Genomic DNA, 24,616 nt, shown 5'->3' on the forward strand with positions numbered 1-24,616 from the left:
GATCCCCTTGCCGGGCCCGTGATTGCCCGGCGGACCATGAAGGGGGATATGTGTGGATCGCTGGTGACACGGACGCAGCTGGTGACGGAACTGCGGCGGCTGGGCGTGGAGTCCGGGGCGACCGTGCTGGTCCATACCCGAATGTCCGCGCTGGGCTGGGTGGTGGGCGGTGCCCCGGTGGTGGCGGACGCGCTGCTCAGCGTACGTGACCTGGATGAACGACCGCTTCGGCAGCCACTAGCCCGGAAACCGGAGCCGAGCACCGAGCCCGGCACATCCGAGTCAGGGCGGTTTCACGAACTGCCGAAGTACCGAGATCCGTCACGGTGGTGTTACCCGTTGCCCGGGGCCGGACCGGTTCTCGTCTCGAAGGCACCGGCGGGCCGACCCCGCTCGCGAGGGGCATGGCGAAACGAACTCTACGACTGCGCGAGCTTGTTGCGCAGGATCTTGCCCGTCGGATTACGCGGCAGCTCCTCGATGAACGTGATATCCCGCGGCACTTTGTACCGTGCGAGGTTGGCCTTGACGTAGGCCTTGATCTCCTCGGCGTCCACCTTCGCGCCCGGCTCGGTGACCACGAAGGCCTTGAGACGCTGGCCGAACTCGTCGTCCGGGACCCCGATGACGGCGGCATCGGAAACCTGCGCGTGCTCGACGAGCAGGTTCTCGATCTCGATGGGGTACACGTTCTCGCCACCGGAGACGATCATGTCGTCGTCGCGGCCGTCGATGAACAGCAGCCCGTCGGCGTCGAAGTGCCCGACGTCCCCGGAGGAGAGCAGCCCGTCGATCTCCTCCTTGCTCCCGCCGCCGGTGTAGCCGCTGAACGCGATCCCGCTGCGCACGAACACCCTGCCCTGTTTGTTCGGAGTGATGACCCGGTTGCCCGCCTTGTCGTAGAGCCGCACCTCGCAGCCGACGGGGCAGCGGCCGACGGTGCCCGGTGCCCTGCGCCAGTCCTCGGGGGTGGCCACGCTGGCCACGGCGACCTCGGTGGAGCCGTAGAGGTTGTGGACGACCTGGCCGAACACCTCGGTCGCGCGGTTGCCGAGCTCGGGAGAGAGCGCTGAACCCGCGGTGAACACGATGCGCAGTGTGGAGGTGTCATAGCGGGCGAGTGTCTGCTCACCCAGGTCGAGGATGCGCTGCAGCATGGTCGGCACCACGACGAGCGCGCTGGCCCGGTAGTGCTGGATGGAGTTGAGCGCGGCCTCCGGATCGAACCGCCTGCGCAGCACGGTCGTGGAGCCGAGGGCCAGGGTGATGAGGAACTGGGAGAGCCCGGTGCCGTGGAAGATCGGCGCGCAGATGAGCGTGGTCTCCCCGGAACGCAGCGGAATGCGGTCCAGGAACTCGGCCGCGGCGAGCGGGGACCGGACCTCACGCTGGGCGCCCTTGGGAGTTCCGGTGGTGCCCGAGGTGAGCAGTACGATGCCGCCGGCCTTGTCCGGTACCGGGACCTCGGCGGCGCTGGTCGTGGCGACGGTCTCGGCGAGGGTGGGTACCTCGTGCTTCGCGTCCGGCTCGTCCACCCAGGCGAGGTAACGGGTCACCCCGTCCGGCAGCGCGGACATGAGCTCGCCGAACTCCTCGTCGTACACGGCGATGGTGACGCCCTCGCGCTCGGCGACATCGTGCAGCTGTGGTTTGGAGAAGCCGGTGTTGCCCAGCAGAGCCTTCGCGCCGGTCTTCCCGGCCGCGACCATGGCCAGCACCATTCCGTAGTGATCCCGGCACAGGATGCCGATGGTGCTTCCTTGCCGCACTCCGGCCTCGCGCCAGGCCCTGGCCAGCGCGTTCGAGTCGCGGTCCAGTTCGGCGAAGGTGTGCTCGGAGCGCTCGTCCACGATGGCGAGCCCGTCCGGATTGTGTCCCGCGGCGATCCGCACGGCACCGGTGACCGGGCCCCAGCGGCGCATGGACACGGTGGAACGCAGTGCGTCGTCGAGCCGGAGCGGGTTGAACAGTCCCGCCTTGCGCAGCACATCCACCCCGCGCGCGACGGTGGGGATCCGTCCGGCGAGCGTGGGAACCTTCCCGAGCAGTGAAGCCACGGCACCTCCCAAGACCACGATGTCGATGCTGATTTCGCAACGTACCCGACAAGCGGGCGCACCGTAACCCAGAAACATTCCTGAACGCCGGTATGTGTGCCTGCTCACCTGTCGGACCCACCGGAGATAATGGGCCCGTGTACGTGATCGCCGGTGCCGCGGAGAACGGCTGGGATGTGCTGCGCTGCACCGAATCGGGCGCTGTCCTCGATGCGCGGACGGTGCCCGGCCTTGTCGCCGCGGTGACCGGAATCGAACGCGCCGAGCACCCGCGCTGGGTGTTCGGCGGGGAGGAATACGCGAGCCTGCTCGAGGCCGGGGTGCGGGTGCGGCGCTGTCACGACCTTGCGCTCGTGGAGTCGATCCTGCTGTCCTTCGAGGGGCGCTACGGCGAACCGGCCACGCTCGCCGCCGCCTACGCGCGGCTGGCCGGGTTACCCGTTCCGGAGGAGCAGGCGCGCACCCGGCGACCCTCGGCGCAGCCGGTGCTGTTCGAGACCGAACCGGATCCGCTCCCCGGTGGGGTCAGCCCCGCGCGCGCCTGCGCCGAGGTGCTCGCCGACCAGTTGCGCCGCATCGAGGGCAGTGCCTGGGCACCCCGGCTGCGGATGCTGGTCGCCGCGGAATCGGCCGGTGCGCTCGCGGCCGCCGAGATGCAGGCGAACGGGTTGCCGTACCGCGCCGATGTGCACGCCGAACTGCTCACCGGGCTGTTCGGCCCGCGACCGGCGAACGGGGCCCGCCCGAAAGTGCTCGCCGACCTGGCCACCGAGGTCAGCGAGGCGTTCGGTGGCAAACCGGTGAACCCGGAACATCCAGGCAGCGTGCAGCGTGCCTTCGCCCGGGCCGGGATCGACCTGCCCTCCACCAAGGCCGCCGTGCTGCGCGAGATCGAGCATCCCGCGGTGGCCCCGCTGCTCAGGTACAAGGAGCTGTCCCGGCTCTACGCCGCGCACGGCTGGTTCTGGCTGGACGAATGGGTGCGCGAGGGCCGGTTCTGCCCCGAGTTCGTCGTCGGCGGGGTGGTCTCCGGGCGCTGGGCGAGCCGGGGCGGTGCCGCGCTGCAACTGCCGAAGCTGCTGCGCACCTGTGTGCGCGCGGATCCGGGCCGGCGGCTGGTCGTGGCCGATGCGGCTCAGCTGGAACCGCGGGTGCTCGCCGCGCTGTCCGAGGATTCCCGGCTCGCCGAGCTGGCCACCGCGGGCGATATGTACGAAAGCCTGGCCGAGGACGCGTTCGCCGGGCAGCGGCACGACGCCAAGATCGCCATGCTCTCCGCGATGTACGGGGGCACCGCGGGCCACGCGGCCGCATTGCTCGCCGTGTTGCGCAAGCGGTTCCCCGAGGCGATCGGTTACGTCGAGCGGGCCGCGCGGCACGGGGAGCACGGCCGCAGCGTGCGCTCGGTGCTCGGCAGGACCTCGCCCCCGCCCGCCGCGCTGATGGGCGAGGCCGGCCTGGACTCACTGCGCGCGGCACGCGACTGGGGCCGGTTCACCCGCAACTTCGTGGTGCAGTCCAGCGCTTCGGACTGGGCGCTGACCGTGCTCGCCACCCTGCGCCTGGACCTGCTCGACGAACTGCCCGATGCCGAACTGGTCTTCTTCGTGCACGACGAGATCATCGTGCACTGCCGCGCGCGGGACGCGCCGCGCTGCGCGGAACTGGTGGAGCGAGCCGCCGAACAGGCTCGCAGGCTCGTGTTCGGCCGGACGAAGGTGCGCTTCCCGCTCCCGGCGAACGTGGTGGACTGCTACGCCGACGCCAAGTGAGCAGGGGAATCGAGGCCACCCTGACCGTCGAGTGGCGGCACGGTATCGGCGAGGTGGCCGGCGCCCTCCCCGCGGCCGGGCTGCGCCGGAGTTCCTGCACGAGCACCGGTTGCTGCACCTCCTGATTGACGAGGGAGACTGGTCTGTCTCATCCTGGGTCTGTGCAGCAACTCGATCGCGGCCGCGCCTGGGCCGTCCTCACCGGTGCCACGCTGATGCTGTTCGTGCTGTTCGGTATCGCGTACAGCTACGGGCAGTTCCTCACCCCGATGGCGCGCGCCTTCGGGGTCGGCACGGGCGCGGCCTCGGTGCTGTTCTCGCTGACCTCGCTGCTGTTCTTCTGCCTCGGCGTGGTCACCGCTCCGCTCGCCGAACGGTTCGGGCTCCGCGTGGTGTTCGGGGCCGGGGCACTGGTGTTCGCGCTCGGGCTGTTCGCCACATCCCTGGCCACCGCGCCCTGGCAGGCCTATGCGGGCTACGGGCTCGGTGTCGGCCTCGGTATCGGGGCGATGTATGTCCCGGTGATCGGTGCGCTCGGTCGCTGGTTCGCCCGTTACCGCTCGGTGGCGACCGGGATCGCGTTCTGCGGGATCGGGCTCGGCACGGTCGCCGGTCCGCCGCTGATCGCGCTGTTGGTCGCCGAATCGGGCTGGCGCGCGGCGTTCCGGATCTGCGCGGTGGTCGCGATCGTGGTGCTGCTGCTGATCCTGTTACTGCTCGCCCCGCCACCCGAACCGGCCGATACCGCGCGGGGGAGCGGGCGAGCGGGCGGATTCGGCAGGCTCTACCTCTCCGCATTGTTGCTCAACTGCGCGCTCTACGTGCCGTACGTGCACCTCTCGCCATCGGCGGTGCGGCTCGGTCTCTCCCCGGTGCGGGCGGCCGTGCTCGTCTCGGTGATCGGGGCGACGAGCATCGCCGGACGGCTGCTGCTCGGGCTCGCCTCGGGCCGGCTGCGCACCATGACCCTGTATCTCGGCTGCTATGCCTGTGTCACGCTGAGCCTGCCGATCTGGGCGAGCGCGCAGGGCTATCCGCAGCTGCTCGTGTTCGCCGCGGTGTTCGGCTTCGGCTACGGCGGTTACATCGCGCTCACCCCGGTGGTGCTCGCCGAGCTCTACGGGGCGCGCGAACTGCCCAACCGGCTCGGCCTGATCTACACGGCGGTGGGGCTCGGCGCCTCGCTCGGACCGGCCGCGACCGGATTTCTCGTGCAGGCCACCGGTTCCTATTCGTTCACCGGGTACCTGCTGACCGTGCTAGCCGCCGGTGGCCTGGTACTCGCGTTCGGGCTGCGCGTCGAGCAGAGTCAGGGCGGCGATCCTGGCCTGGTGCACGGTGCTGCTCCCCCCGGTGATCGAGGTGATCACTGCGGCGCCCTCCATCAGGGCGAATAGCTGTTCGGCGAGCGCTTCGTCCCCGGTGATCTCGCGCAGGTGCGCGCGGACCCATTCCTTGTGCGCGGTGATCGCGGCGAGCGTCGCCGGGCCCTGATCGTGTTCCCCGTGCGCGTTCACGAAGGCGCAGCCGCGGAAGTCCTTCTCCGCCGCCCATTCCACGAGCACGTCGAAGAATCCGCGCACCCGCTCCCGGCGTTCTCCTTCGGATGTACGTGCCCGCCAGCGATTGCGCCAGTACTCATCGCGCTCGGTGAGATAGGCGGCGACCAATTCGTCCTTCGAGCCGAAATTGCGGTACAGGGTCATCTTGGCGACCCCGGCCTCCTCGATCACCGTATCGATGCCGACCCCGTGCACCCCGTGCGTGTAGAACAGCCGGTGCGCGGCCTCGAGCAGCCGTTGCCGTCCCGAGTTCGCCTGCGTGCCCATGCCGTCATTTTAGGTCCCGAAGGCCTTCCCGCGCTCGGCCAGCCCGGCGGGTGCCCGCACCTCGACGCTGCCCTTGCCGATCCGCAGCAGTCCTTCCCCGGCGAGTGTGCGCAGTGCCCGGTTCACCGAGACCCGGGTCGCCCCGACGGCTTCGGCGAGCCCCTGTTGCGCCCCGGGAAGGTGCACCGTGCCCGCACCGTCCGCGGCCGCGGCGCTGATCCACGCCGCGACGCGGGCCGTGGTGTCGGCGAAGCTGGCGTGCACCAGTTCGGCGCGGTACTCGCGCAGCGTTCCGGCAAGGTGGCCGAGCACCTTGGCGTGCACGGTCGGGTACTCCGCGATCAGGACGGACAGTTCCGCGGCCGGCACGAACCGGACCCGGCTGCGGCTGCTCGCCAGCCAGGTCGCGCTGTGCCCGGAGTGGTCGAAGATCGCCGCCTTGTCCACCGCACAGGGCGCGGTGAACTCGCCGAGGCGGCGGCGCTGCCCGTGCGCGGTCTCCCGCACCGCGGTCAGCGAACCGGATTCCAGCACGAGCAGATGGGCGCCCGGCTGACCGTGCAATACCACCGCTGCCCCGGCGGCATAGCTGCGTACCGCGGAGCGTTCGGCGAGCCGCCGCAGCCGCGCCGCGTCCACCGTCGCGAACAGGGGGACCGCGGAGAGCGAACGGAGATCGGCTGCCACGGTCCGAGTATCACGCGATACAGCGCGGCGCGCCAGTTCCCGCCTAGCCTGCCATGCATGGCTTTCGTACTGACACTGGAATTCGGCGCCGATGAACGCAGGCTGGCCGCGCGCCCCGCGCACCGGGAACGGCTGACCCGGCTGCACGCCGATGGCGTGCTGCTGATGGCCGGGCCATGGCGGGACGGATCCGGAGCACTGCTGGTGTTCGACACGGACGAATCCGGGATCGAGGCGGAGCTCGCCGCGGACCCGTACTACCGGACCCCGGGTGTCACGGTGCGCGAGATCCGGGAGTGGAGCCCGCTTCCCGGCCTCAGGCCCGGCTGAGGGTGTGCCTGCCGAGATCGGCGAGTTCCCGGTTGCCCGAAAGACTCAGCGTCAGATCCAGTTCGGCGAGGAAACCACGCAGCGTGTGCCGCACCCCGGCCTGCCCGGCGTGCGCGAGCCCGTAGGCGTAGGGACGGCCGAGCAGCACGGCGCGTGCCCCGAGCGACAGTGCCTTGATGGCGTCCGCCCCGGTGCGGATCCCGGAGTCGAACAGGATCTCGATCCGGTCCCCGACGGCCTCGGCGATCCCGGGCAGCGCGTCGAGTGAGGCGATCGCACCGTCCACCTGACGCCCGCCGTGGTTGGACACGACGATCCCGTCCATCCCGGCCTCGACGGCCCGGCGCGCGTCGTCGATGTGCTGGATCCCTTTGAGCACAATGGGTCCGCCCCAGTGCTCACGCAGAAACGGGAGATTCTCCCAATTCCGGTCGGTTCCGCTGAACATCGGCAGCCAGTGCGCGACCGCGGATCCGAGGTCTTCCTCGGGGCTCGCGGACAGTCCCGCGCGGAACACCGGATCGGAGAAGTAGACCTCGGTGCCGATCCCGCGCAGGAAGGGCAGATAGGCCGAATCGAGGTCGCTCGGGCGCCAGCCGAGCTGCCAGGTGTCCAGGGTGACCACGAGCGTGGTGAAATCGGCCTTCTCGGCGCGTTGCAGGATGCTCACGCACACGTCCGGATCGTTCGGCCAGTAGAGCTGGAACCAGCGCGATCCCTCTCCGTTGGCCTCGGCGACATCCTCGATGGAGTACGAGGAGGCGGTGGACATCACCATCGGCACCCCCAGTTCCGCCGCCGCCCGCGCGGTGGCGAGTTCCCCTTCCGGATGCAGGATGGACTGCACGCCGATCGGGGCGAGCAGTACCGGTGCCGGCATCATCGTGCCGAGCACCTCGGTGGCCGTTTGCCGCGCGGTCGCGTCCCGCAGCATGCGGGGCACGATGCGCCAGTTGTCGAATGCCGCCCGATTCGCCTCGGCGGTCTTGCCCGCTCCGGCCGCTCCGGCCACATAGCCGAAGGCCTCTTTCGGCATGATTTCCCGTGCACTGGATTCCAGGCCGGCGCCATTCGTGGTGAACGGAGGAACCTGGTCGGCGAGCCCCGCCGCGTAAATTTCGCTCTGATAACTGCCATGCCCCGCTGTCATCCTGATTTCTCCCTGTGTGCGCCCGCACCCCCCGCGTAATAAGCGTGCCAAACAAGATCATGTTTTAACAGGCCGCCGGATGAGCAACATCCGAAATCGTTGTGCTACTCCGGCGAGTACCAATCACTGTGTGGCCGAGATCGACTACTACGGTGAGTAGCTCGACTGGAGTCGCATACTCCAAATGGGGTGGATTTTCCCGGCTTATCCGCCCGGTCCGGTGCAAAACGGTCAGCGCAATGAGGCAGGGACTTTGGGATTCTTCGCAGGTGAGGCACCCTTCGAACAAGCGCGACGAGGCGAGTGGCACACTATCGACCTTGGTGAGGACCATGCACAACCGGGCACTCAGCGTTACGGGGCTTCTGGGCGCCCGGGTGCGCGCCCTGCACCTGGTCGGTCCGGCCGCGATGGTAAAGGCGCTGGACGCGTTCGTGCAGCTCGCCTTCGCCACGCTGCTCGTGCTGATCCCGGGCGGCGTGCTCTCCGGCGCGCCGAACATTCTGGTCACCCGGGACATGGTGGGAGACCCTGGGAAGCGGTTCGCGGTGCACATCGCGACGGCGAGTGAACGGATGCGCCCCGATGGGCATATGTGGCTGATCATCGGTCTGTTCGCGGTCGCCGCGGTGAAGCTGGTGCTCGCGCTGCTCGTGCTGCTGCGGGCGAGGTTCGCGAACCTGGCCGCGGTGCTCGTTTTCGGCTTCCTGACCGTGTTCGAGGCATTGTGGTCGGCACACGGCAGCCCGCTGCTGATGGCGATCGTCGCGGTGGACGCGGCGATCGTCGTGGTGCTGGCGACCCAGCTGCACCCTAGCGGTCAGGTCGCCGGAGACCGAGCCGTACCGCGCTCGTGACCAGCTGCTGATACCGCGAACCGAGGGCGCGCGGCATTCCGTCGATCGCGACCGCGTCGAAACCGATCAGCACTCGCGCCGAATTCTTGCGCACCGCACCGAGAATGCGCCGCGCCGCCGCGTCCGGGGTGGTGCGCGCGATCCGGTCGAACGCCGCGCCCATGTCCTGCCCGACCGCGGGGCGGTAACCGTCCGCCTGGCGGGCACTGCGGGCGATATTGGTGCGGATACCACCGGGGTGCACACAGGTGACCCCGACCGGATGTTTCGCGATGCGCATTTCCTGGCGGAGGCTTTCGGTGAATCCGCGCACCCCGAATTTGGCGGCACAGTACGCGCTCTGCGTCGGAACCCCGATCAGCCCGAACACGCTCGAGATATTGACCAGGTGCCCGTCCCCGGAGTCGATGAGGTGCGGCAGAAACGCCTTGCTCCCGTTGATGACCCCGTGGAAATTGATGCCCAGGATCCAGTCCAGGTCCTCGAAGGAGGTCTCCTCGAGGGCACCGACGAGCGCCACCCCCGCGTTGTTCACCATCAGGTTGACCGCGCCGAAATCGGCCCGCACCGCATCGGCATGCTCGACCACCGCGGCCCGGTCGGCCACATCCAGGGCATAGGAGCGCACCTGCGCACCCGCGCGCTCGCAGGCGGCGGCGGTCTCGGCGAGCCCATCGGCGTTGACGTCCGAGAGCGCCAGCCGCGCGTTCGCGGCGGCGAGCTGACGGGCCAGGGCGGCACCGATCCCCGAACCGGCCCCGGTGATCACGGCGACCTTGCCATTCACGTTCCGCATGAAGCAGAACTTACTGTTAGTAAGTTAGATGCGCAAGGTGTCAGGTGGGGACTTTCGCGCGGCTCAGGCTCGCCCACACCGGGCCGAGGAGGAACCAGATCAGACCCACCATGAGCAGTTTCGGCAGTACGCCCTGCCACAGCGCCGAGGTGGCCGCGAGTGAACTCACCCCGAAGGTCAGCGCCGCCATGGCCGCCGCGGTGATGGCCACGGCGAGCGCGTACTTGCCGAACTCGCGCCATTCCTTCGCCGCGCGTCCGGGCTCGCCGTAGCGCGGTGGTTTCATCGGCCGCGGTCCGCCGGCGAACCGGTAGGCGAACCAGCCGTCCGCCCAGCGCACCATGGAATGCCCGAAGGCGACGCTGAACCCGAGGTACGCGGTGCCGAGCGCATGCCAGCCGGTCGCCGCGGCCCCGCCGGAGAGGCCGAAGCCGATGGCCACGAGCAGCACCAGGTCCACGATCGGCACACACAGCAGCAGTCCGGCACCGGTGCGCCGCATCCGCAGCGGATACCGGAATATCAGCCCCAGCGCGATCAGCACCCAGAAGGCGATCTCCGCGCCGAGCATCACCGCGGCGACCGGATTGGCGCCGAAGAACCCGAGAATCTTCCCCATGGGCACCAGCCTGCCGACCATGGCCCGCCCGCACCTCGGCCATCGGTCGCGACCTGCCTCAGTCTTTCGACGGAGCTGGTGTGCCCGGGTGCTGTGGTGTCATGGGGGCGTGCTGACCAGGTTCCGTGCGGTGTTCGCGACTCCCCTGCGCAGGGACCTCGTGGCCGCCCTCACGACCTTCGCGCTCGGGATCGGCTTCTACCTCGCCGGGGTGGCCTCGAACACCGGGATCCCGCTCGAGGGGCCCTACTGGTCGCGGGTGCTGTTGTTCGGCATCGCCTGCGCGGCCCAGTTGCTGCGCTCGTGGTCCACGTTCGCCGCGATCGGGGTCGCACTGGCCGGTGTGCTCGCCGACGGTCTGCTCGGGCCGACACTGCCGATGGTGTTCGTGATCGGCGACGTGGTCTTCAGCGTGGTGCTCTACACCTCGCGGCGGACCTCCCGGATCGCGATCGCGGTCGTGCTGCTCGCCGGGATCGCGGTGAGCGTGCTGTTCGCGGTGCTGCAAGGAAACTGGCGGCTGCTGTTCCCGATCGGGCTCCAGGTGTTCGCGATCGCGCTGGTGCCGATGTGGTGGGCGCTGAACGTCCGCTCCCAGGCCGAGATCGCCACCGCGGAACGGGAGCGTGCGGTACTGGATCGGCGGGCGGCGGTGGACGGGGAACGGGCCAGGATGGCGCGCGATCTGCACGACGTGATCGCCGCGCACCTCTCGGCGATCGCGGTGCGTTCCGAAGCGGCGCTGCTGGTGCACGAACCACAGGCGCGGCACGAGGCACTGACCGCGATCCGCGGGGAGAGCCTGACCGCGCTCGAGGAGATGCGCGCGATGATCGGGCTGCTGCGCGCGGGAACCGAGGGCGGGACCGATTCCCGGCAGGCACCGCGGGGACTGGCCGAGCTGGCGCCGCTGCTCGAATCGGTGCGCGCGAGCGGTTCCCCGGTGCACGCCGAGCTCGACATTCCCGCCGTCCCCGCGGCCGTGGACCTCGCCGGGTACCGCATCCTGTCCGAGGCACTGGCCAATGTCACCCGGCACGCCCCCGGGGCCGAGGTGCGCCTGCGGGTGCGGGCGCGCGGGGACCGGCTGGAGCTCGAGGTGCGCAATGCCATCACCGCGAGCGGCGGCCGTTCCGGCACCGGTATGGGAGTGACCAATATCCGTGAGCGCGCCTCGGATGTGGGTGGCACGGCGCTGATCGGGATGTCCGGTGGCGAATGGCTGGTGCATGCCGAATTACCGCTGTCCGGCGCCGTACTGAGAGTATGAGCGCGATGATCAGGGTGCTGCTGGCCGACGACCATGCCGCGATCCGTTCCGGGCTCGCGCTGATGCTCGGTGCTGCGGAGGGGATCGAGGTCGTCGGCGAGGCGGGGGACGGGAACGCCGCCGTGGAGCTCGCCGGGCGGCTGCGCCCCGATGCGGTGTTGATGGATGTGCGGATGCCGGGGCTGGACGGGATCGCGGCGACCGCGCGGATCCTCGCCGAGGGGCATGCCGCGGTACTCATGCTGACCACCTTCGACCTGGACTCCTACGTCTACGGGGCGCTGCGCGCCGGGGCGAGCGGCTTCCTGCTCAAATCCGTGGACGGGGCCCGGCTCGCCGATGCGGTGCGCACCGTGGCCGCCGGGGAGGCGATCATCGAGCCCGCCATCACCAAGCGACTGCTGAGCGCATTCGCCACGAGTGGGCCGCCGGAGGCTCCGGACTGGCTGGACGCGCTCACCGAGCGGGAACGGGATGTGCTCTCCTGCCTCGGCAAGGGCTACTCGAACGCGCAGATCTCCCGGGAGCTCTACGTCGCCCAGGCCACGGTGAAAACGCACGTGTCCAGCCTGCTCACCAAGCTCGGGCTCAGCTCCCGGGTGCAGGCCGCGATCCGAGCACGGGAGGCGGGACTGTGACCGAGCTTCAGCAGACCGACCCCCCTCGGCTCTCGGTGTTCAGCTGGGTGGCCATCCACGCGCTCGGCACGGTGGTCGTGATCGCCAACCTCGCCGCGACCCAGGAGACCGAGCCCTGGATGTGGGCGGTCTACGGCTGCACGGTGGCGCTCTGGCCGGTGTACCTGGTGCTCGATTTCCACGACTCCGGGCTCACCTGGGTCCCGCTCGCGCTCGGTGGCCTGGTCAACGCGGTGGTGGACGGGTTCGCCGTGGATGTGACCGCGATGCTGTTCGTCGCGGTGTTCATCGCCAGGATGACCTCGCTGCCCACGCTTCGCTTGTCGGTGGCCCTCGCCGCGCCCTTCCTGGCCGGTGCGCTCGTCGCGGGCAGCGAGGCGGTGTTCGGCGAGCTGCAGTTCGACCATGTGCTCACCGTGGTCATGCTCGGCATCGTCGGCTTCGGCCTGCGCCAGTACCGCGCCCAGGCGATGGCCACCAGGGAACTGCTCGAGCAGACCAGACGCACCCAGGCCGAACAGGCCCGGGCCGCCGCGCTGGACGAGCGCACCCGCATTGCCCGCGAACTGCACGATGTGCTCGCCCATTCGCTCGGCGCGCTCGGTGTACAGCTCGAGGTCGCCGAGGCCATGCTGACCGAGGGCGGGGACCCGCAGGCGGCCACCGCGCGCGTTTCCCGGGCCCGCAGGCTCGCCGCCGAGGGGCTCGCCGAGGCCCGGTCCGCGGTGGCCGCGCTGCGCGGCGAGGTGCCCCCGCTCGCCGAGGCGCTGACCGAGATCACCGCCGCGCACGGGCGGGATCACCAGACCGAGACCGGTTTCACCTGCACCGGGACGCCGCGCCCGCTCGACGCCGCGGTCACCGTCGCCCTGCTGCGCGTCGCCAGGGAGGCGCTGACCAACGCCGCCAAGCACGCCCCGGGCGCTCCGGTGGCCGTACGCTTGGCATTCGATACGGACACGGTCGGCCTCACGGTGCACGACAGCGGAGCGGGCGGAGCCGTGGACGCGGCGGGTGGTGGGCACGGGCTCACCGGGATGGCCGAACGGCTCGCCCTCGCCGGGGGCAGCCTCGAGGCGGGGCCGTCGGACGGCGCGGAAGGGAGGGGATGGACGGTGCGGGTCAGCGTTCCGGATCAGCAAGGGGAGCAGGCGTGATCGGCGTGCTCGTGGTGGACGACCAGCACCTCATGCGGGAGGGGCTTGTCGCGCTGCTCGGGATGTGCGCCGATATCGAGGTCGTGGGTGAGGCCGCGGACGGGAACGCCGCCGTCGAGTTCGTGGCGGAACACGGGCCCGATGTGGTGCTGATGGACCTGCGCATGCCCGTGCTCGGCGGGGCCGAGGCGACCCGGCAGATCCTGGCGCGCCGGTCCGGGACCGCGGTGCTCGTCCTGACCACCTACGCCGATGACGAGTCGATCAGCGAGGCGCTCGGGGCCGGGGCGCGCGGCTACCTGACCAAGGACGCCGGACGGGACGAGATCGCGGCCGCGGTGCGCTCGGCGGCCGCCGGGCACGCCACCTTCGACCGCACCGTTTCGGACCGGCTGCTCGCGGCCTTTTCCGGTGCGGCGAGCCAGGAGAGTTCCGGCAAACCCGTGGGACTGACCGGGCGGGAGGCCGAAGTGCTCGGCCTGATCGCCGATGGCCTGTCGAACGCGGACATCGCCGCACACCTGGTCATCGGGGAGACCACGGTGAAGACGCACATCAACAACCTGTTCGCGAAGATCGGCGTGCGCACCCGAGCCGAGGCGGTGCGCTACGCCTTTCGCATCGGGATCACCGGGAGTTAGGCGCGGGCCGCAACAGGAATCATCAAGCTCGCGGGCGGCGGGCGAAGTAGACATAGGCGGGCGGGAAATTGCGCATCACGGTGCGCGAGACGACGGTTTCCTCGAAGTTCTCCCGCAGTTCCCGGTGCTGGCGGCGCGCGGGCGGGGCCCAGCGGCTCCAGGCGTAGGAGAACTGGGTGAACGAGCCGCGCTCCACGAGCGAGTCCGCGACCAGTTCCACCAGCGGCTGCTTGTCCTTGGGCCAGTACGCCGCCCAGGGCAGCCCGCTGATCACGACGTCTGCCCGCATGCCGCGCGCGGCGAGCACGTCGAGCAGGTCGTGGGCGTCGGCGCAGACCACATCCACGCCGGGATAGCGCGAGGCGAGCAGCCGGGCCCATTCCCGGTTGCACTCGATCGCGACATGGGTACCGCGCCCGCCGAGCACTCGCTGGGCGGCCGCGGTGAACGCCCCGGTGCCCGCGCCGAGTTCCACCACCGCCGGGTCACCGGTACGGGGAATGGGGGCGACCATCCGTTCGGCGAGGTAGCTGGAGCTGGGCACGAGTGAGGCCGTGGTCATGGGGGAACGGAAGAACTGCCGCGCGAACCGCCAGGCATCGCGCCCCCTCGGCCGGTTCAGGTGCAGCGGGGAACCGGCACCGTTCGCCGGATGGGTCATGGTCAGCACTCCTGTCGGGAACGAACCTGCGCCTACGTCCATTCTCATGCAGCAACATACCCACTCGCGTCCTACTGTGGGTCGATTGGCCGGTGAATTCTCGGCGCGCGTCCCGGGCAGTGCTCACATCCCGGGCATCGGGCTCATCAGGAACTGCATGGCCACCAGCATCGAGGCCATCCCGAGCCCCATCACGGCCAGGCTCACCCGGACGGCGGCACCGTGTTGTGCTGCGGTGGGCCCCCGTCCGCGCGCCCACCACCCGGCCTGTGCCAGGAACCACGCCGCGAACACCACGGTCAGCCAGGCGAAACCAGGGGTGGGCACCACGTACATGAAGGCCATGCCGAGCAGGTCGATGACGCCCATCGGGGCGAGCGTGATCAGCCCGTGCCCGCGCATCCGCCCGCTGACCGCCAGGACGAGCCCGGCGAGGGCACAGGCCAGGAACACACCCTGGGCCAGCAGCGACGGGATCGTCAGCCACGGCAGGTTCATCAGCACCATGCCCGCGGCCATGAGCACGTGCCCGGCATGCCACACCGCGAGCGGCCGGTCCACTCCGCGCATATGGCTCAGGTGCACCACGAGGACCGCGGCGAACAGCAGTGCGGCGAGCAGGGCCGCCCAGGTGCCGAGCACGTGCCCGCTGGACACCACGAGTACGGCCACCGCACCGAGTGAGCCCAGCCCGATACGGGTGATTCGGTGTGACCCGGGAGTCTTTTTGCCCACCGTAGTCGATCTTGTCATCGGGGCCGTCCAGTAACGTGCACGTCAGAACAGGTTTCTTCACTGGGAAGTAAAGCAGAGTGGGGTGCTGACGTGTCAGAAGCGCCTTCGGTGAAACGAGTACTGATCGTTTCCGCGAACATGGGTGAGGGGCACAACGCGACCGGCCGCGCGCTCGAGGAGCGGGTGCACGTGCTGTGGCCGGATGCGCAGGTCCGGTGGGTGGACACGCTGGACGCGATGGGCAAGGCCGTCGGGCCCGCCTTCCGCTGGACTTACGTGACCAATGTGGAGTCGACGCCATGGCTCTACGAGTTCTTCTACGACTCGCTGTGGCACCGCCCCTGGTTCGCGCACGCCGCGAAACGGTTCGTCGCGGAATGGGCGGGACGCTCGCTGCGCGGGGTGCTGCGCGAGTTCCGCCCGGATCTGGTGTTGCCCACCTATCCGCTCGGCACCGCCGGGCTGAACTGGTTGCGCCGCAGGGGAGAGCTCTCCGCCCCGGTCGGCGCGTGGATCTCGGATTTCGCCCCGCACCCGTTCTGGGTCTATGACCGCATCGACCGCAATGTGGTGATGCACGATGTCGCGACCGGCCCGGCGCGGGTGTGCGTGCCCAAGGCACCGGTCTCGGTGAGCAGGCCCCCGGTGACCGGCCGGTTCGTGCCCGGTGACCGGCTCGCCGCGCGCAAGCGGCTCGGTCTTCCGGTGGACGGGTTCGTGGCCGTGGTCTCCTGCGGATCGCTCGGCTTCGGCTCGGTTGCCGCCGCGGTGCACGAACTGCTCAGCGCCGACGAGTCGGTGACCGTGCTCGCGGTGTGCGGGCGCAACGATGCCTTGCGCGCCAAGGTGAACGCGGTCAGTCCCGGGGATCCGCGGCTGATCGCCTACGGCTGGACCGACGAGGTTCCCGAGCTGCTCGCCGCCTGCGATGTGCTCGTCACCAACGCGGGCGGGGCGACCTCCCTTGAGGCGCTGGCCTGTGAACGCGCGGTGCTGATGTATCAGCCCATTGCCGCGCACGGGAAGGCCAATGCGCGCCTGATGGCCGATGCCGGGCTGGCCATTCTGTGCCCGGATCGCGGTTCGCTGACCAGGACGGTGCGCGAATTGCTCGCCGAACCGACGCGGCTGGCCGCCATCGAACGCCGGGCCCGCGAGCACGTGCGTGATCACCCCAGCCTGGACGAGGCGCTCGTGGACCTGGCCGGATCCGTGCCCGCCCCGCACCGGGTGCGCGCCCAGGACTCGATTTTCCTTTACGCGGACGGGAAAAACCATCCTCAGCAGCTGGGCGCGGTGCTGGTCCTGCATCCCAAGGAGGACGGCACTCTGCCGGGGCGCGCGGAGGCAGAGGTACTGTTCGGCGCGCTTCCCGGTGGGCGCAACCGGATGCGCCGCCGCTGGCTGCGCCATCCGCGACTGGTGGACGACCGGATCGGGGACAGCGACATCCGGCTGTCCCTTGTGGACATTTCCGAACAGGTCGCCGAGCAGGGCGAGGAGGCGGCACTGGACGCCGCGCTCGGGGAGTTCTTCTCCGCGCGGCTGGATCCGTATCAGTACGCCGGGCGGGCACGGCTGGTCAGCGGGCTCGAGGGCGGACGCGCGGCATTCCTGGTGAGCTCGCACCATTCCTTCGCCGACGGGATGGCGGTCACCGGCTCGCTGGTGTCCGCCTCGCGCGGAAACCCATGGCCGCAGGAGCTCGCGCCGTTCGACGAGCCGGAGACGGTCACCCCGCGCCAGCTGGTGCGCGGGCTGTACACGCTCGCCCGCGGCGGCGCGGTGAAACCGAATTCGCTCAACCGTGCGGTCACCACTCGGGAACGCCGCTACCGGCGAGCCTGGCTGGACCAGCCCGGGTTGAACGAGATCGCGACCGAACTCGGGGTCACGGTCCCGGATGTGGTGCTCGGCCTGCTCGCCGAGGCCCTGCGCGCCGAGGTGCCGGACACGCAGAACGGCGCCCGGCTCACCGTTCCGCAGTCCACCCGCAGCGTGCGTACCTTCCGCTCGGCGGGCAACCACACCGGGGCGATCCGGCTCGATCTCCCGGTCGCCGAGATGGAGCTGCCGGAGCGGATCAAACGCACCGCCGAGGCATTGCGCGATGAGGAGGAATCCGGTGCGCCCGCGGCCGCGCGGCTCGTGGTGCGCGTCATGGGCGGGCTGCCCGCGCCGCTGCACCGGATGCTCGCGGCAAACTTCAACTCCGGCAACTGGTTCAACATGATCGCCTCGATCCTGCCCGGCGCGCGCGGGGTGCTCAAGGTGCGTGGCTCGCTGATCGGTTCGGTGTACCCGATCCTGCCGCTGGCCAAAGGGACCGCGTTCGCCGCCGGATTCATGTTGTGGGCCAAGGAGGTCACCGTGTGCATCGCCACCGATCCGGACGGGGCCGAGACCGCCGAGCGGTTGTGCGCGCGCATCGAGGCCGAGTACGCCGCGCTGCGGATGAGGACCGCATGAGTGAAGCTTGCGAGCGAATCGTGGACCTCATGCGCCGAAAGAGGTCGAACACAGTCTCGCGAAGCGAGGCGACCGCATGAGTGAAGCTTGCGAGCGAATCATGGACCTCATGCGCCGAAAGAGGTCGAACACAGTCTCGCGAAGCGAGGCGACCGCATGAGTATGAACTGGGCGGGTGCGCGGGTACTGATCACCGGGGCATCCTCCGGGATCGGCGCCGAACTCGCTCGGCTGCTGGCGCGCCGTGGTGCGCACATTCTCGCCGCTGGGCGCACCGGATCCGCGCTGCACGGGCACGAGAACTTCGCGGGCGATCTCGCCGAACCGGGTGCCTGCGTGGAACTGGCGGCCGCGGTCGGCGATGTCGATGTGTTCATCGGCAACGCCGGGTTCGGATACGCCGGGGATTTCGCCGCCATGCCAACGGACCGGATCGGCGAACTGATCACCGTGAACCTCACGGCGAACATGCTGCTCACCCGCGCGCTGCTGCCCGGGATGCTGGACCGGGGGCACGGCGCGCTCGCCTACATCACGAGCATCGCCGGTGCCATGGCGGTGGCCGAGGAGGCCGCGTATTCCGGGGCGAAGGCAGGCATGGCCACCTTCGCGGAAAGCGTGCGGCTCGCCGCGCGGCCGAAGGGGGTGCGGGTCACCACCGTCGTTCCCGGGGTCGTGGACACCGCGTTCTTCGAACGGCGTGGCGCTGCCTATGACCGCTCCCGCCCGCGACCCGTTGCGCCGCAGCGGGTCGCGGAGGCCACTATCGCCGCCATCGAACGCGGCAGGGCCGAGGTGTTCGTGCCGTCCTGGCTGCGGTTCCCGGCCCGGCTCGGCGGGGCCGCACCGGGGCTGGTGCGCGCCCTGCGGAGCCGCTTCGAATAGCCGCTGCTAACCGGTGAACGCCTTGGTGAAATCGAGTGGGCTCTGTGCCACCCCGCTGCAGGTGGAGGAGGCGCGGGCGGCGGAATCACAGGCTTTGTCGCGGTTCAGCGACCAGAAGGAAAGCCGCCCCACCTGATTCGATTTCGCCCATTCGGCGACCGCTTTCGCGTTGTCCATGGTGAGTGTGGAATTGTCGTCGTTGGTGCCGATCATCGGGGTGATACCGATATTGGCATTGCTGTAGCCGGAATCGATGCCCTGGATCTGTTTGAGGGTCGCCTGGGCGGCGCTGGTCGCGGCCTTGCCCATGTCCTGGCTGCCCTGGTTGTAGTCCATCGCCATGATGTTGACGATGTCGATGCGCACCCCGGCGTCTTTGGCGGCCTGCACGGGTTTCAGCCCGTCCTGGGTGAGCCCGTCCGGCAGTACCGGCAGGGTGACCGAGATCTCGAGGTCCGGGTTACTCGCTTTGAGTGCTTTCACCGCTTTCATGTTCCGCGCGGCGGCCGCGGTGTCGTTCTGGGCGGCGCCCTCGATGTCGAAGTCCAGCTGGTTCACCTTGTAGGTGTCGATGATCTGCTGGTAGCCCTTCTGGATGGCCTGCTGATCGGTGCAGGTCCAGGCGAGTGGCAGGCCCGCGGCGCCACCGGTGGAGATGATCGGGCTCGCGCCTTCGGATCGCGCCTTCTCGATCTCCCCGTCGACCTTCGGATCCTTGCCGATCGGCAGCGTGTCGCCCCAGATCTGGTCGCATCCGGAACCGGTGACGAAAGCGGCGCTGAACGACTTGAGTCCGGCCCCGGTTATCGCCTGGTGGAGCATGTCCACCTGGGAATTCGACATGTCGACATAGGGGGCGGCGGTCGCGCTCGCCGTGGTCTGGGCGTCAGCGGTGAACGGGACGGCGAGCGCGCATCCGGTGACTGCGGCGACGGCGGTGGCAAGGAAGGACTTGCGGGACATCTGATCTCCTCGGCTCTGCGAAAGGCTCAGGAAAAAGCGCCACGTAGCATCGCAGCGGCCGAGCTTGATCGGTACCGACCATCGTCGCTTCACAATTGACCGAACCTCGTAGGATGGGTTCGGCGATACCAGCGAACGGAATCAGCGAACGAGGAGAAACCCATGATCGACCGGTTCGAGGCGGGTAAGGACACCGTCCAGGAGCTCACCGAGTCGGCCTCGGCGCACATCGGCAATATCGCCACGATCGTCACCGGTGCGGTGCGCGATGTGGCCCGGGAAACGGGTGACTGGCTGACCGAGCTGATCACGATGCCGGAGGCGGCGGCGCGCTCGACAAGGGACGAGTGATCCCCCGGTCCGAGCCGTACGTGCCCGGTCCGGGGGATCCGCTGTCTCCGCGTTATTTCTCGATGGCCGCCCGGATGGACTCCTTGAGCGAGCCCATGGTGGCCAGCACGGCGGTCGGTTCGTAGCCGCAGTGCGCCATGCAGTTGTCGCAGCGGGGGTCCTTGCCCCTGCCGTATTTGTCCCAGTCGGTCGTCTCGATGAGTTCCTTGTAGGTCTTGGCGTACCCATCGGACATCAGGTAGCAGGGTTTCTGCCACCCGAAAAGGGAATACGAGGGAATTCCCCACGCGGTGCACTGGAAATCGACCTTGCCCTCGAGGAAATCGAGGAACAGCGGCGAGTGGTTGAGCCGCCATTTCTTGCGGCGACCGTCCGCGAACACCTTCTTGAACAGTTCGCGGGTTTCCTGCACACCGAGGAAGTGGTCCTGGTCGGGAGCTTTCTCGTAGGCGTACGCGGGGGAGAATTCCATCTCGTCGACCTTGACCACGTCGTTGAGGTAGTCGAAGGTGTCGATGATGCTCTGCGGGGTGTCCGTGGAGAAGAAGGTGGAGTTACTGGTGACGCGGAATCCGCGGGACTGCAGCTCCTTGATCGCCTCCATCGCCTCGTCGAAGACGCCTTCCTTGCACACCGAGGCATCGTGCGCATCCCGCAGACCGTCGATGTGAATGGCCCACTGGAAATACGGCGAGGGTTTGAAATCGAACTTGTCGATCCGCTTGCGCACCAGCATGGCGTTCGTGCACAGGGTGACGAACTTCTTGCGCTTGACCAGTTCGTTGACGATGACGTCGATCTGCGGGTGCATCAGCGGTTCGCCGCCGGAGATGGCGACCATGGGCGCACCGGATTCCTCGATCGCGCCGACTGCCTGTTCGACCGGCATCCTGCGCTTGAGCACATCGGCCGGGTGCTGGATCTTGCCGCACCCCGCGCAGGAGAGGTTGCACGCGAACAGGGTTTCCAGTTCGACGACGAGCGGGAATTTCTTCACGCCCCTGATTTTGTTCTTGAAAATGTAGGCACCTACACGAAGTGCCTGTCGCACTGGTACAGCCATACGAGTTTCAGACCTCCAAATCTACCGCGGGAGTGTTGAGGGTCGTCGTTTCCTCGGCCCATTTGCGCATTCCTGGTCCCACTCTACGCAGCGTACGAATCGCCGCGATGCCCGCGGTGACGGTGCGCGGGTGGGACAGCGGGAACCGCGGGGTGTCGACGACGGCCCTGATGACCGCTCGGGGACCGGTCACCCGGTGCAGCAGGTGCGCGGATTCCATATCGGCGATGAGCGCACCGGTCGCGGCGAGTTGGGATCGCCGCGCGCCGTGCACGATCGCGGCCGTGGTGACGACCGGTCCGAGGTGCACGGTGAGTCCTGATTCGCGCAGCAGCGCGGCGAGGCGTTCGGGCTCGGTGAGCGCGAACTCGGCCCCGTCCTCGGCGCGCACGCAGTTGCCGACGACGAGGTCGCCTGCGGACACGGCACCGTCGAGGGCACCGCCGAACCCGGCGACGACCGCCGGTTCCGTGGTGGCGGGCGCGGCACGCAGCGAGCGCGCCCTGCCCATTCCGGTGCGCAGTACGTGCGCGCCCGCGCTGCGCATCGAAAGGGCTTCGATGCGCAGCGGGGCGAGCACGGTAACGGTCATGATGCAGGTTGGTCCGTTCCGAGGTAGCGGCCGATCGCGTTGATCGGGAAGACCAGCCGGTAGAGCTCATAGCTGATGTAGAAGTCGCCGGGGAATCCGGTCCCGGTGAACTGTTCCTCGTCCCAGCCGCCGTCGGCGCGCTGGTTGCTCATCAGCCAGCGGATCCCGGCGTCCGCCTTCGGCCCGCGCTCACCGGCGGCCAGCAGGGCCAGCAGCGCCCACGCGGTCTGCGAGGGGGTGGAGGTTCCCTTACCGCTCCAGGTCGTGTCCACATAGGACCGCAGATCCTCGCCCCAGCCGCCGTCCGGGTTCTGCTTCTCGTACAGCCAGGCGACCGCGCGCCGGATCCGGTTGTCCCCCGCGGAGATGCCGGACTTGATCAGCGCGGGAACCACGGCACCGGTGCCGTAGATGTAGTTCGCGCCCCAGCGGCCGTACCAGGAACCGTCTTCCTCCTGGGAGTCGAGCAGCCAGCGCAGCCCGTCGCGTGCCGGCCGGCTGTGCGTCATGCCCAGCGCGGTGTACATCTCCACGATGTGCGCGGTGACATCGGCCGACGGCGGGTCGATGACGGCGCCGAAATCGCAGAACGGCACATAGTTGACCAGCCACTGGGTGTTGTCCGCGTCGAACGCGCCCCAGCCGCCGTCCTTGGACCGCATCGCGGTGAGCCAGGTAGTCGCCTTCTCGATGGAGGCTCGTACCGCGCCCTGCCGCTGCGGGTGCTTGACCCGGTTGAGCGCGAGCACGATCTCCGAGGTGTCGTCGGTGTCCGGGTAGATGTCGTTGGCGAACTCGAAGGCCCAGCCACCGCATTCCACGCCGGGCCGCTGCACCGTCCAGTCACCCGGCACGGTGATCTGCTCGGCGAGCAGCCAGTCGGTCGCGGTGACCACGGACTCGTTGTCCGCCGGGATACCCGCGTCGAGCAGGGCGTTGAGCGCGAGCGCGGTGTCCCACACCGGGGACTGGCAGGCCTCGAACCAGCGCATCGTGCCGTCCGGGGTCTCCTCCCAGACGGTGAACCCGTCGAGCCCGTTGATCGCCTTGTCCAGCACCGGGTGGTCCATCTGGTAGCCGAGCAGGGTCAGCGCGATGATCGAGTACACCCACGGGGGCTGGATGCCGCCCCAGCCGCCGTCGGCCTCCTGGCGGGCGATGATCCACTCGCCGACCTGGCGCAGCGCCGATTCGCGCAGTGGTTTGACCGGGGAGTCTTCGTGCCGGTGCAGCAGCCAGTCCAGCCCGTTGAACGCGGTGCTGAAGAAGTCGTCGCGCAGCTTGTCCCGGGCGTCCACCAGCCGCATCGGGTTGAGCTCGGCGAGCTTGGGCAGTGTGGGCAGCGCGAAGATCGAGCGTTTCGGCTTGTCGATGTAGAGCTCGGTGATGCCGATGCCCAGCGAGCGCACCGGGCGCATGGCGCTGACCACGGTGAGCGCCATGACCGTCTGGCGCGCCCATGCCGCCCAGTCGTAGGTGTTCAGCGGGAACCAGGAGGGCAGGAAGATCATCTCCGGTGGCAGCACCGGGAGGTCGTCCCAGGACCATTCGCCGAACATCGCGAGCCAGAACCGGGTGAAGATCCGGGTCTTCGGGATACCGCCCTGGGAGAGGATGTAGTCCCGCGCCAGCCGCATGTGCCGTACCTGCGGGTCGTCCCCGGCGAGGCGGAGCGCGATGTAGGCCTCGACCGTGGTGGACAGTTCGGCGGGTCCGCCGGGGAAAGTCGCCCAGGTGCCGTCCTCGGCTTGCTGGGAGCGGATCCAGCGAGCGGTCTGCTCGGTCTGCTCCTCGGTGCGGATCCCGAGGAACTGACGCAGGAACAGATCCTCGGCATCCATCGTGACGTTGGTCCGCAGCTTGCCTTTCCACCAGCCCTGCTCGTTCTGCAGGGAGAGCAGGTGCTCACGGGCGCGCAACAGCGCCTCGGTCACCTCGGCTTCGTCGGTGGTCAGCTCGCTGTCGAGTACCGTATAGCTCACGCTGTCTCCTCGCTGGTGCTCGTCGACACCGTTCGCATAGCTGCTCTGCTGTCTGGTTCGCTCGCAAGCTCGCTCACGATCGCTGGTTCCCCTCTCTGATGCTCACAGGTCACGCTCCGTTACGAATCGTGCGGTCAGTTCGAAGGCCGCCCTGGTGTTCTCGGGCAGATCGATCTCGTCCAGGCAGGCGATCGCGGACCGCACGTGCTCATCGGCCTGGACACTGGTCCATTCCCGCCCGCCCGCCTTCTCGATCAGCGTGGCGAGCAGGGCCACGTCGGTCTCCCGCTCGTTGCCGTACCGCTCGCGCAGTTCGTCGCCCGCGCTGGTGCCGGAATCCATGGCGGCGAGCACCGGGACCGATTTCTTCCGCGAGGTCAGGTCGGAGAGCGCCGGTTTGCCGGTCACCTCGCTCGCGCCCCAGATCCCGAGCAGGTCGTCGACCATCTGGAAGGCGATCCCGAGGTGTTCGCCGAACGTGTCGAGCGCGTGCACGGTCGCCTCGTCCGCGCCCGCGGCCACCGCGCCGATGGAACTGGCGCAGGCGAGCAGCGCGGAGGTCTTGTCCCGCTCCATGCGCACGCATTCCTCGACGGTCACATCGGCGCGGGATTCGAAGCTGACATCGGCGCTCTGCCCGGCGATCAGCCTGCGCACCGCGGTCGTCAGGCATTTCTCGACGGCCACCGCCCGGTCCGGCTGATAGGCCTCGCGCACCGTGTCCACGGCGACGGTGAGCATCGCGTCCCCGGCCAGGATCGCCGCGGGGACCCCGAAGACCCGCCAGGCGGTCGCGCGGTGCCGGCGCTCCACGTCCCCGTCCATCACATCGTCGTGCAGCAGCGAGAAGTTGTGCACCAGTTCGACGGCGGCACCGGCGGGGACCCCGAGTTCGGAGCGGGATCCGGCCGCCTGCGCGGAAAGCAGCGCGAGCGCGGGCCGCAGGGTCTTGCCCCCTGGCGTGCTCGGTTTGCCCTCGCCGTCCTCCCAGCCGAAGTGGTAGCGGCAGACGCGCGCGGTGGGACCGTCGAGCCGGTCGATGGCCGAACGCAACGCGGGGGTCACCAGCTCACGCGCTTCGGTGAGTTCGCTCGGCATCACCGCGGTCATGA

The 24,616-nt window shown here is 69.2% G+C and carries 24 protein-coding genes and 1 pseudogene; 12 read left to right on the plus strand and 13 right to left on the minus strand.

What is annotated here, in order from left to right:
• Positions 1–419: 419 nt before the first annotated feature.
• The gene (locus A37U_RS0112970) at positions 420–2,057 is read right to left on the minus strand and encodes an acyl-CoA synthetase (RefSeq protein WP_020497075.1); all 1,638 of its coding nucleotides are present in this window, start codon (positions 2,055–2,057) and stop codon (positions 420–422) included.
• A gap of 92 nt (positions 2,058–2,149) precedes the next feature.
• Between A37U_RS0112970 and A37U_RS0112975 the strand changes: the two genes are divergently transcribed.
• From A37U_RS0112975 to A37U_RS53600, 3 genes and pseudogenes are all read left to right on the plus strand, one after another.
• Positions 2,150–3,829, plus strand: coding sequence for a bifunctional 3'-5' exonuclease/DNA polymerase (locus A37U_RS0112975; RefSeq protein ID WP_157182802.1), 1,680 nt, complete (start codon positions 2,150–2,152; stop codon positions 3,827–3,829).
• Complete coding sequence (locus A37U_RS54405) at positions 3,826–3,954, plus strand: hypothetical protein (protein ID WP_020497077.1); 129 nt, start codon at positions 3,826–3,828, stop codon at positions 3,952–3,954. The genes A37U_RS0112975 and A37U_RS54405 overlap by 4 nt, the downstream gene beginning before the upstream one ends.
• Before the next feature lie 90 nt (positions 3,955–4,044).
• Positions 4,045–5,067 (plus strand): annotated as a pseudogene (locus tag A37U_RS53600) (MFS transporter); the annotation flags it as partial.
• A 21-nt stretch (positions 5,068–5,088) separates the two neighbouring features.
• On the opposite strand, the gene A37U_RS52885 reads toward A37U_RS53600, so the two are convergent.
• Together A37U_RS52885 and A37U_RS43445 are read right to left on the minus strand one after the other, a co-directional pair.
• A complete protein-coding gene (locus A37U_RS52885; protein ID WP_083933447.1) occupies positions 5,089–5,658 on the minus strand; it encodes a TetR/AcrR family transcriptional regulator in 570 nt (189 codons plus the stop codon).
• A 9-nt stretch (positions 5,659–5,667) separates the two neighbouring features.
• Entirely contained in the window at positions 5,668–6,345 is a 678-nt protein-coding gene (locus A37U_RS43445; RefSeq protein ID WP_020497079.1) for a Crp/Fnr family transcriptional regulator, read from the minus strand.
• 57 nt (positions 6,346–6,402) lie between these two features.
• On the opposite strand from A37U_RS43445, the gene A37U_RS0112995 reads away from it, so the two are divergent.
• The gene (locus A37U_RS0112995) at positions 6,403–6,675 is read left to right on the plus strand and encodes a YciI family protein (protein WP_020497080.1); all 273 of its coding nucleotides are present in this window, start codon (positions 6,403–6,405) and stop codon (positions 6,673–6,675) included.
• Here A37U_RS0112995 and A37U_RS0113000 read toward each other — a convergent pair.
• The gene (locus A37U_RS0113000; RefSeq protein ID WP_020497081.1) at positions 6,662–7,825 is read right to left on the minus strand and encodes a lactate 2-monooxygenase; all 1,164 of its coding nucleotides are present in this window, start codon (positions 7,823–7,825) and stop codon (positions 6,662–6,664) included. The two genes, A37U_RS0112995 and A37U_RS0113000, sit on opposite strands and share 14 nt — an antisense overlap.
• Positions 7,826–8,157: 332 nt before the next feature.
• Here A37U_RS0113000 and A37U_RS0113005 point away from each other — a divergent pair, with 332 nt between their 5' ends.
• Entirely contained in the window at positions 8,158–8,682 is a 525-nt protein-coding gene (locus A37U_RS0113005) for a DUF2127 domain-containing protein (protein WP_020497082.1), read from the plus strand.
• Here A37U_RS0113005 and A37U_RS0113010 read toward each other — a convergent pair.
• Together A37U_RS0113010 and A37U_RS0113015 are read right to left on the minus strand one after the other, a co-directional pair.
• Entirely contained in the window at positions 8,639–9,478 is an 840-nt protein-coding gene (locus A37U_RS0113010; RefSeq protein WP_026197173.1) for an SDR family NAD(P)-dependent oxidoreductase, read from the minus strand. The two genes, A37U_RS0113005 and A37U_RS0113010, sit on opposite strands and share 44 nt — an antisense overlap.
• Positions 9,479–9,518: 40 nt before the next feature.
• Positions 9,519–10,118, minus strand: a complete 600-nt coding sequence (locus tag A37U_RS0113015) for a hypothetical protein (RefSeq protein WP_020497084.1) — start codon at positions 10,116–10,118, stop codon at positions 9,519–9,521.
• Positions 10,119–10,206: 88 nt separating this feature from the next.
• Between A37U_RS0113015 and A37U_RS0113020 the strand changes: the two genes are divergently transcribed.
• From A37U_RS0113020 to A37U_RS0113035, 4 genes are read left to right on the plus strand one after another with little or no spacing between them, the layout of a single operon-like run.
• Positions 10,207–11,367: a sensor histidine kinase gene (locus A37U_RS0113020; RefSeq protein WP_020497085.1), complete on the plus strand. Its 1,161-nt coding sequence runs from the start codon at positions 10,207–10,209 to the stop codon at positions 11,365–11,367.
• Positions 11,364–12,005, plus strand: a complete 642-nt coding sequence (locus A37U_RS0113025) for a response regulator (protein WP_020497086.1) — start codon at positions 11,364–11,366, stop codon at positions 12,003–12,005. Before A37U_RS0113020 ends, A37U_RS0113025 begins: the two co-directional genes overlap by 4 nt.
• Entirely contained in the window at positions 12,002–13,162 is a 1,161-nt protein-coding gene (locus A37U_RS43450; protein WP_020497087.1) for a sensor histidine kinase, read from the plus strand. The genes A37U_RS0113025 and A37U_RS43450 overlap by 4 nt, the downstream gene beginning before the upstream one ends.
• Positions 13,159–13,803: a response regulator transcription factor gene (locus A37U_RS0113035; RefSeq protein WP_020497088.1), complete on the plus strand. Its 645-nt coding sequence runs from the start codon at positions 13,159–13,161 to the stop codon at positions 13,801–13,803. Before A37U_RS43450 ends, A37U_RS0113035 begins: the two co-directional genes overlap by 4 nt.
• A 22-nt stretch (positions 13,804–13,825) precedes the next feature.
• On the opposite strand, the gene A37U_RS0113040 is transcribed toward A37U_RS0113035, so the two are convergent.
• Both A37U_RS0113040 and A37U_RS0113045 read right to left on the minus strand, forming a co-directional pair.
• The gene (locus A37U_RS0113040) at positions 13,826–14,464 is read right to left on the minus strand and encodes a class I SAM-dependent methyltransferase (protein ID WP_020497089.1); all 639 of its coding nucleotides are present in this window, start codon (positions 14,462–14,464) and stop codon (positions 13,826–13,828) included.
• A 123-nt stretch (positions 14,465–14,587) separates the two neighbouring features.
• On the minus strand, positions 14,588–15,217 hold the full coding sequence (locus A37U_RS0113045; RefSeq protein ID WP_083933454.1) for a DUF5134 domain-containing protein: 630 nt from the start codon (positions 15,215–15,217) through the stop codon (positions 14,588–14,590).
• Positions 15,218–15,289: 72 nt separating this feature from the next.
• Between A37U_RS0113045 and A37U_RS43455 the strand changes: the two genes are divergently transcribed.
• Positions 15,290–17,668 carry an MGDG synthase family glycosyltransferase gene (locus A37U_RS43455; RefSeq protein WP_157182804.1) on the plus strand — a complete coding sequence of 793 codons (2,379 nt, stop codon included), beginning with the start codon at positions 15,290–15,292 and terminating at the stop codon, positions 17,666–17,668.
• A gap of 156 nt (positions 17,669–17,824) precedes the next feature.
• A complete protein-coding gene (locus A37U_RS0113055) occupies positions 17,825–18,553 on the plus strand; it encodes an SDR family NAD(P)-dependent oxidoreductase (protein ID WP_338055005.1) in 729 nt (242 codons plus the stop codon).
• A gap of 6 nt (positions 18,554–18,559) precedes the next feature.
• Here the strand turns inward: A37U_RS0113055 and A37U_RS0113060 are convergent, their stop codons facing one another.
• Positions 18,560–19,516 carry a chitinase gene (locus tag A37U_RS0113060; RefSeq protein ID WP_020497093.1) on the minus strand — a complete coding sequence of 319 codons (957 nt, stop codon included), beginning with the start codon at positions 19,514–19,516 and terminating at the stop codon, positions 18,560–18,562.
• A 162-nt stretch (positions 19,517–19,678) separates the two neighbouring features.
• On the opposite strand from A37U_RS0113060, the gene A37U_RS0113065 reads away from it, so the two are divergent.
• The gene (locus A37U_RS0113065) at positions 19,679–19,867 is read left to right on the plus strand and encodes a hypothetical protein (RefSeq protein ID WP_020497094.1); all 189 of its coding nucleotides are present in this window, start codon (positions 19,679–19,681) and stop codon (positions 19,865–19,867) included.
• Positions 19,868–19,919: 52 nt separating this feature from the next.
• On the opposite strand, the gene hpnH is transcribed toward A37U_RS0113065, so the two are convergent.
• The 4 genes from hpnH to A37U_RS0113085 form a co-directional block, all read right to left on the minus strand.
• Complete coding sequence (gene hpnH, locus A37U_RS0113070) at positions 19,920–20,930, minus strand: adenosyl-hopene transferase HpnH (RefSeq protein WP_026197179.1); 1,011 nt, start codon at positions 20,928–20,930, stop codon at positions 19,920–19,922.
• A 7-nt stretch (positions 20,931–20,937) separates the two neighbouring features.
• Positions 20,938–21,522, minus strand: coding sequence for a nucleoside phosphorylase-I family protein (locus tag A37U_RS0113075; RefSeq protein WP_020497096.1), 585 nt, complete (start codon positions 21,520–21,522; stop codon positions 20,938–20,940).
• On the minus strand, positions 21,519–23,504 hold the full coding sequence (gene shc, locus A37U_RS0113080) for a squalene--hopene cyclase (protein ID WP_020497097.1): 1,986 nt from the start codon (positions 23,502–23,504) through the stop codon (positions 21,519–21,521). The genes A37U_RS0113075 and shc overlap by 4 nt, the downstream gene beginning before the upstream one ends.
• Before the next feature lie 102 nt (positions 23,505–23,606).
• Positions 23,607–24,614: a polyprenyl synthetase family protein gene (locus A37U_RS0113085; RefSeq protein ID WP_020497098.1), complete on the minus strand. Its 1,008-nt coding sequence runs from the start codon at positions 24,612–24,614 to the stop codon at positions 23,607–23,609.
• Positions 24,615–24,616 lie beyond the last annotated feature (2 nt).

It is taken from the genome of Sciscionella marina DSM 45152 (genome assembly GCF_000379465.1).
GTDB lineage: Bacteria > Actinomycetota > Actinomycetes > Mycobacteriales > Pseudonocardiaceae > Sciscionella > Sciscionella marina.

What these genes read in the sequence shown, in the direction of transcription:
- A37U_RS0112975 (WP_157182802.1), top strand. Translation starts at nt 2,150, where the DNA reads ATGTGTGCCTGCTCACCTGTCGGACCCACCGGAGATAATGGGCCCGTG.
- A37U_RS52885 (WP_083933447.1), bottom strand. Translation starts at nt 5,658, where the DNA reads ATGGGCACGCAGGCGAACTCGGGACGGCAACGGCTGCTCGAGGCCGCG.
- A37U_RS0112995 (WP_020497080.1), top strand. Translation starts at nt 6,403, where the DNA reads ATGGCTTTCGTACTGACACTGGAATTCGGCGCCGATGAACGCAGGCTG.
- A37U_RS0113000 (WP_020497081.1), bottom strand. Translation starts at nt 7,825, where the DNA reads ATGACAGCGGGGCATGGCAGTTATCAGAGCGAAATTTACGCGGCGGGG.
- A37U_RS0113005 (WP_020497082.1), top strand. Translation starts at nt 8,158, where the DNA reads ATGCACAACCGGGCACTCAGCGTTACGGGGCTTCTGGGCGCCCGGGTG.
- A37U_RS0113010 (WP_026197173.1), bottom strand. Translation starts at nt 9,478, where the DNA reads ATGCGGAACGTGAATGGCAAGGTCGCCGTGATCACCGGGGCCGGTTCG.
- A37U_RS0113015 (WP_020497084.1), bottom strand. Translation starts at nt 10,118, where the DNA reads ATGGTCGGCAGGCTGGTGCCCATGGGGAAGATTCTCGGGTTCTTCGGC.
- A37U_RS0113025 (WP_020497086.1), top strand. Translation starts at nt 11,364, where the DNA reads ATGAGCGCGATGATCAGGGTGCTGCTGGCCGACGACCATGCCGCGATC.
- A37U_RS0113040 (WP_020497089.1), bottom strand. Translation starts at nt 14,464, where the DNA reads ATGACCCATCCGGCGAACGGTGCCGGTTCCCCGCTGCACCTGAACCGG.
- A37U_RS0113045 (WP_083933454.1), bottom strand. Translation starts at nt 15,217, where the DNA reads ATGACAAGATCGACTACGGTGGGCAAAAAGACTCCCGGGTCACACCGA.
- A37U_RS0113055 (WP_338055005.1), top strand. Translation starts at nt 17,825, where the DNA reads ATGAGTATGAACTGGGCGGGTGCGCGGGTACTGATCACCGGGGCATCC.
- A37U_RS0113060 (WP_020497093.1), bottom strand. Translation starts at nt 19,516, where the DNA reads ATGTCCCGCAAGTCCTTCCTTGCCACCGCCGTCGCCGCAGTCACCGGA.
- A37U_RS0113065 (WP_020497094.1), top strand. Translation starts at nt 19,679, where the DNA reads ATGATCGACCGGTTCGAGGCGGGTAAGGACACCGTCCAGGAGCTCACC.
- hpnH (WP_026197179.1), bottom strand. Translation starts at nt 20,930, where the DNA reads ATGGCTGTACCAGTGCGACAGGCACTTCGTGTAGGTGCCTACATTTTC.
- A37U_RS0113075 (WP_020497096.1), bottom strand. Translation starts at nt 21,522, where the DNA reads ATGACCGTTACCGTGCTCGCCCCGCTGCGCATCGAAGCCCTTTCGATG.
- A37U_RS0113085 (WP_020497098.1), bottom strand. Translation starts at nt 24,614, where the DNA reads ATGACCGCGGTGATGCCGAGCGAACTCACCGAAGCGCGTGAGCTGGTG.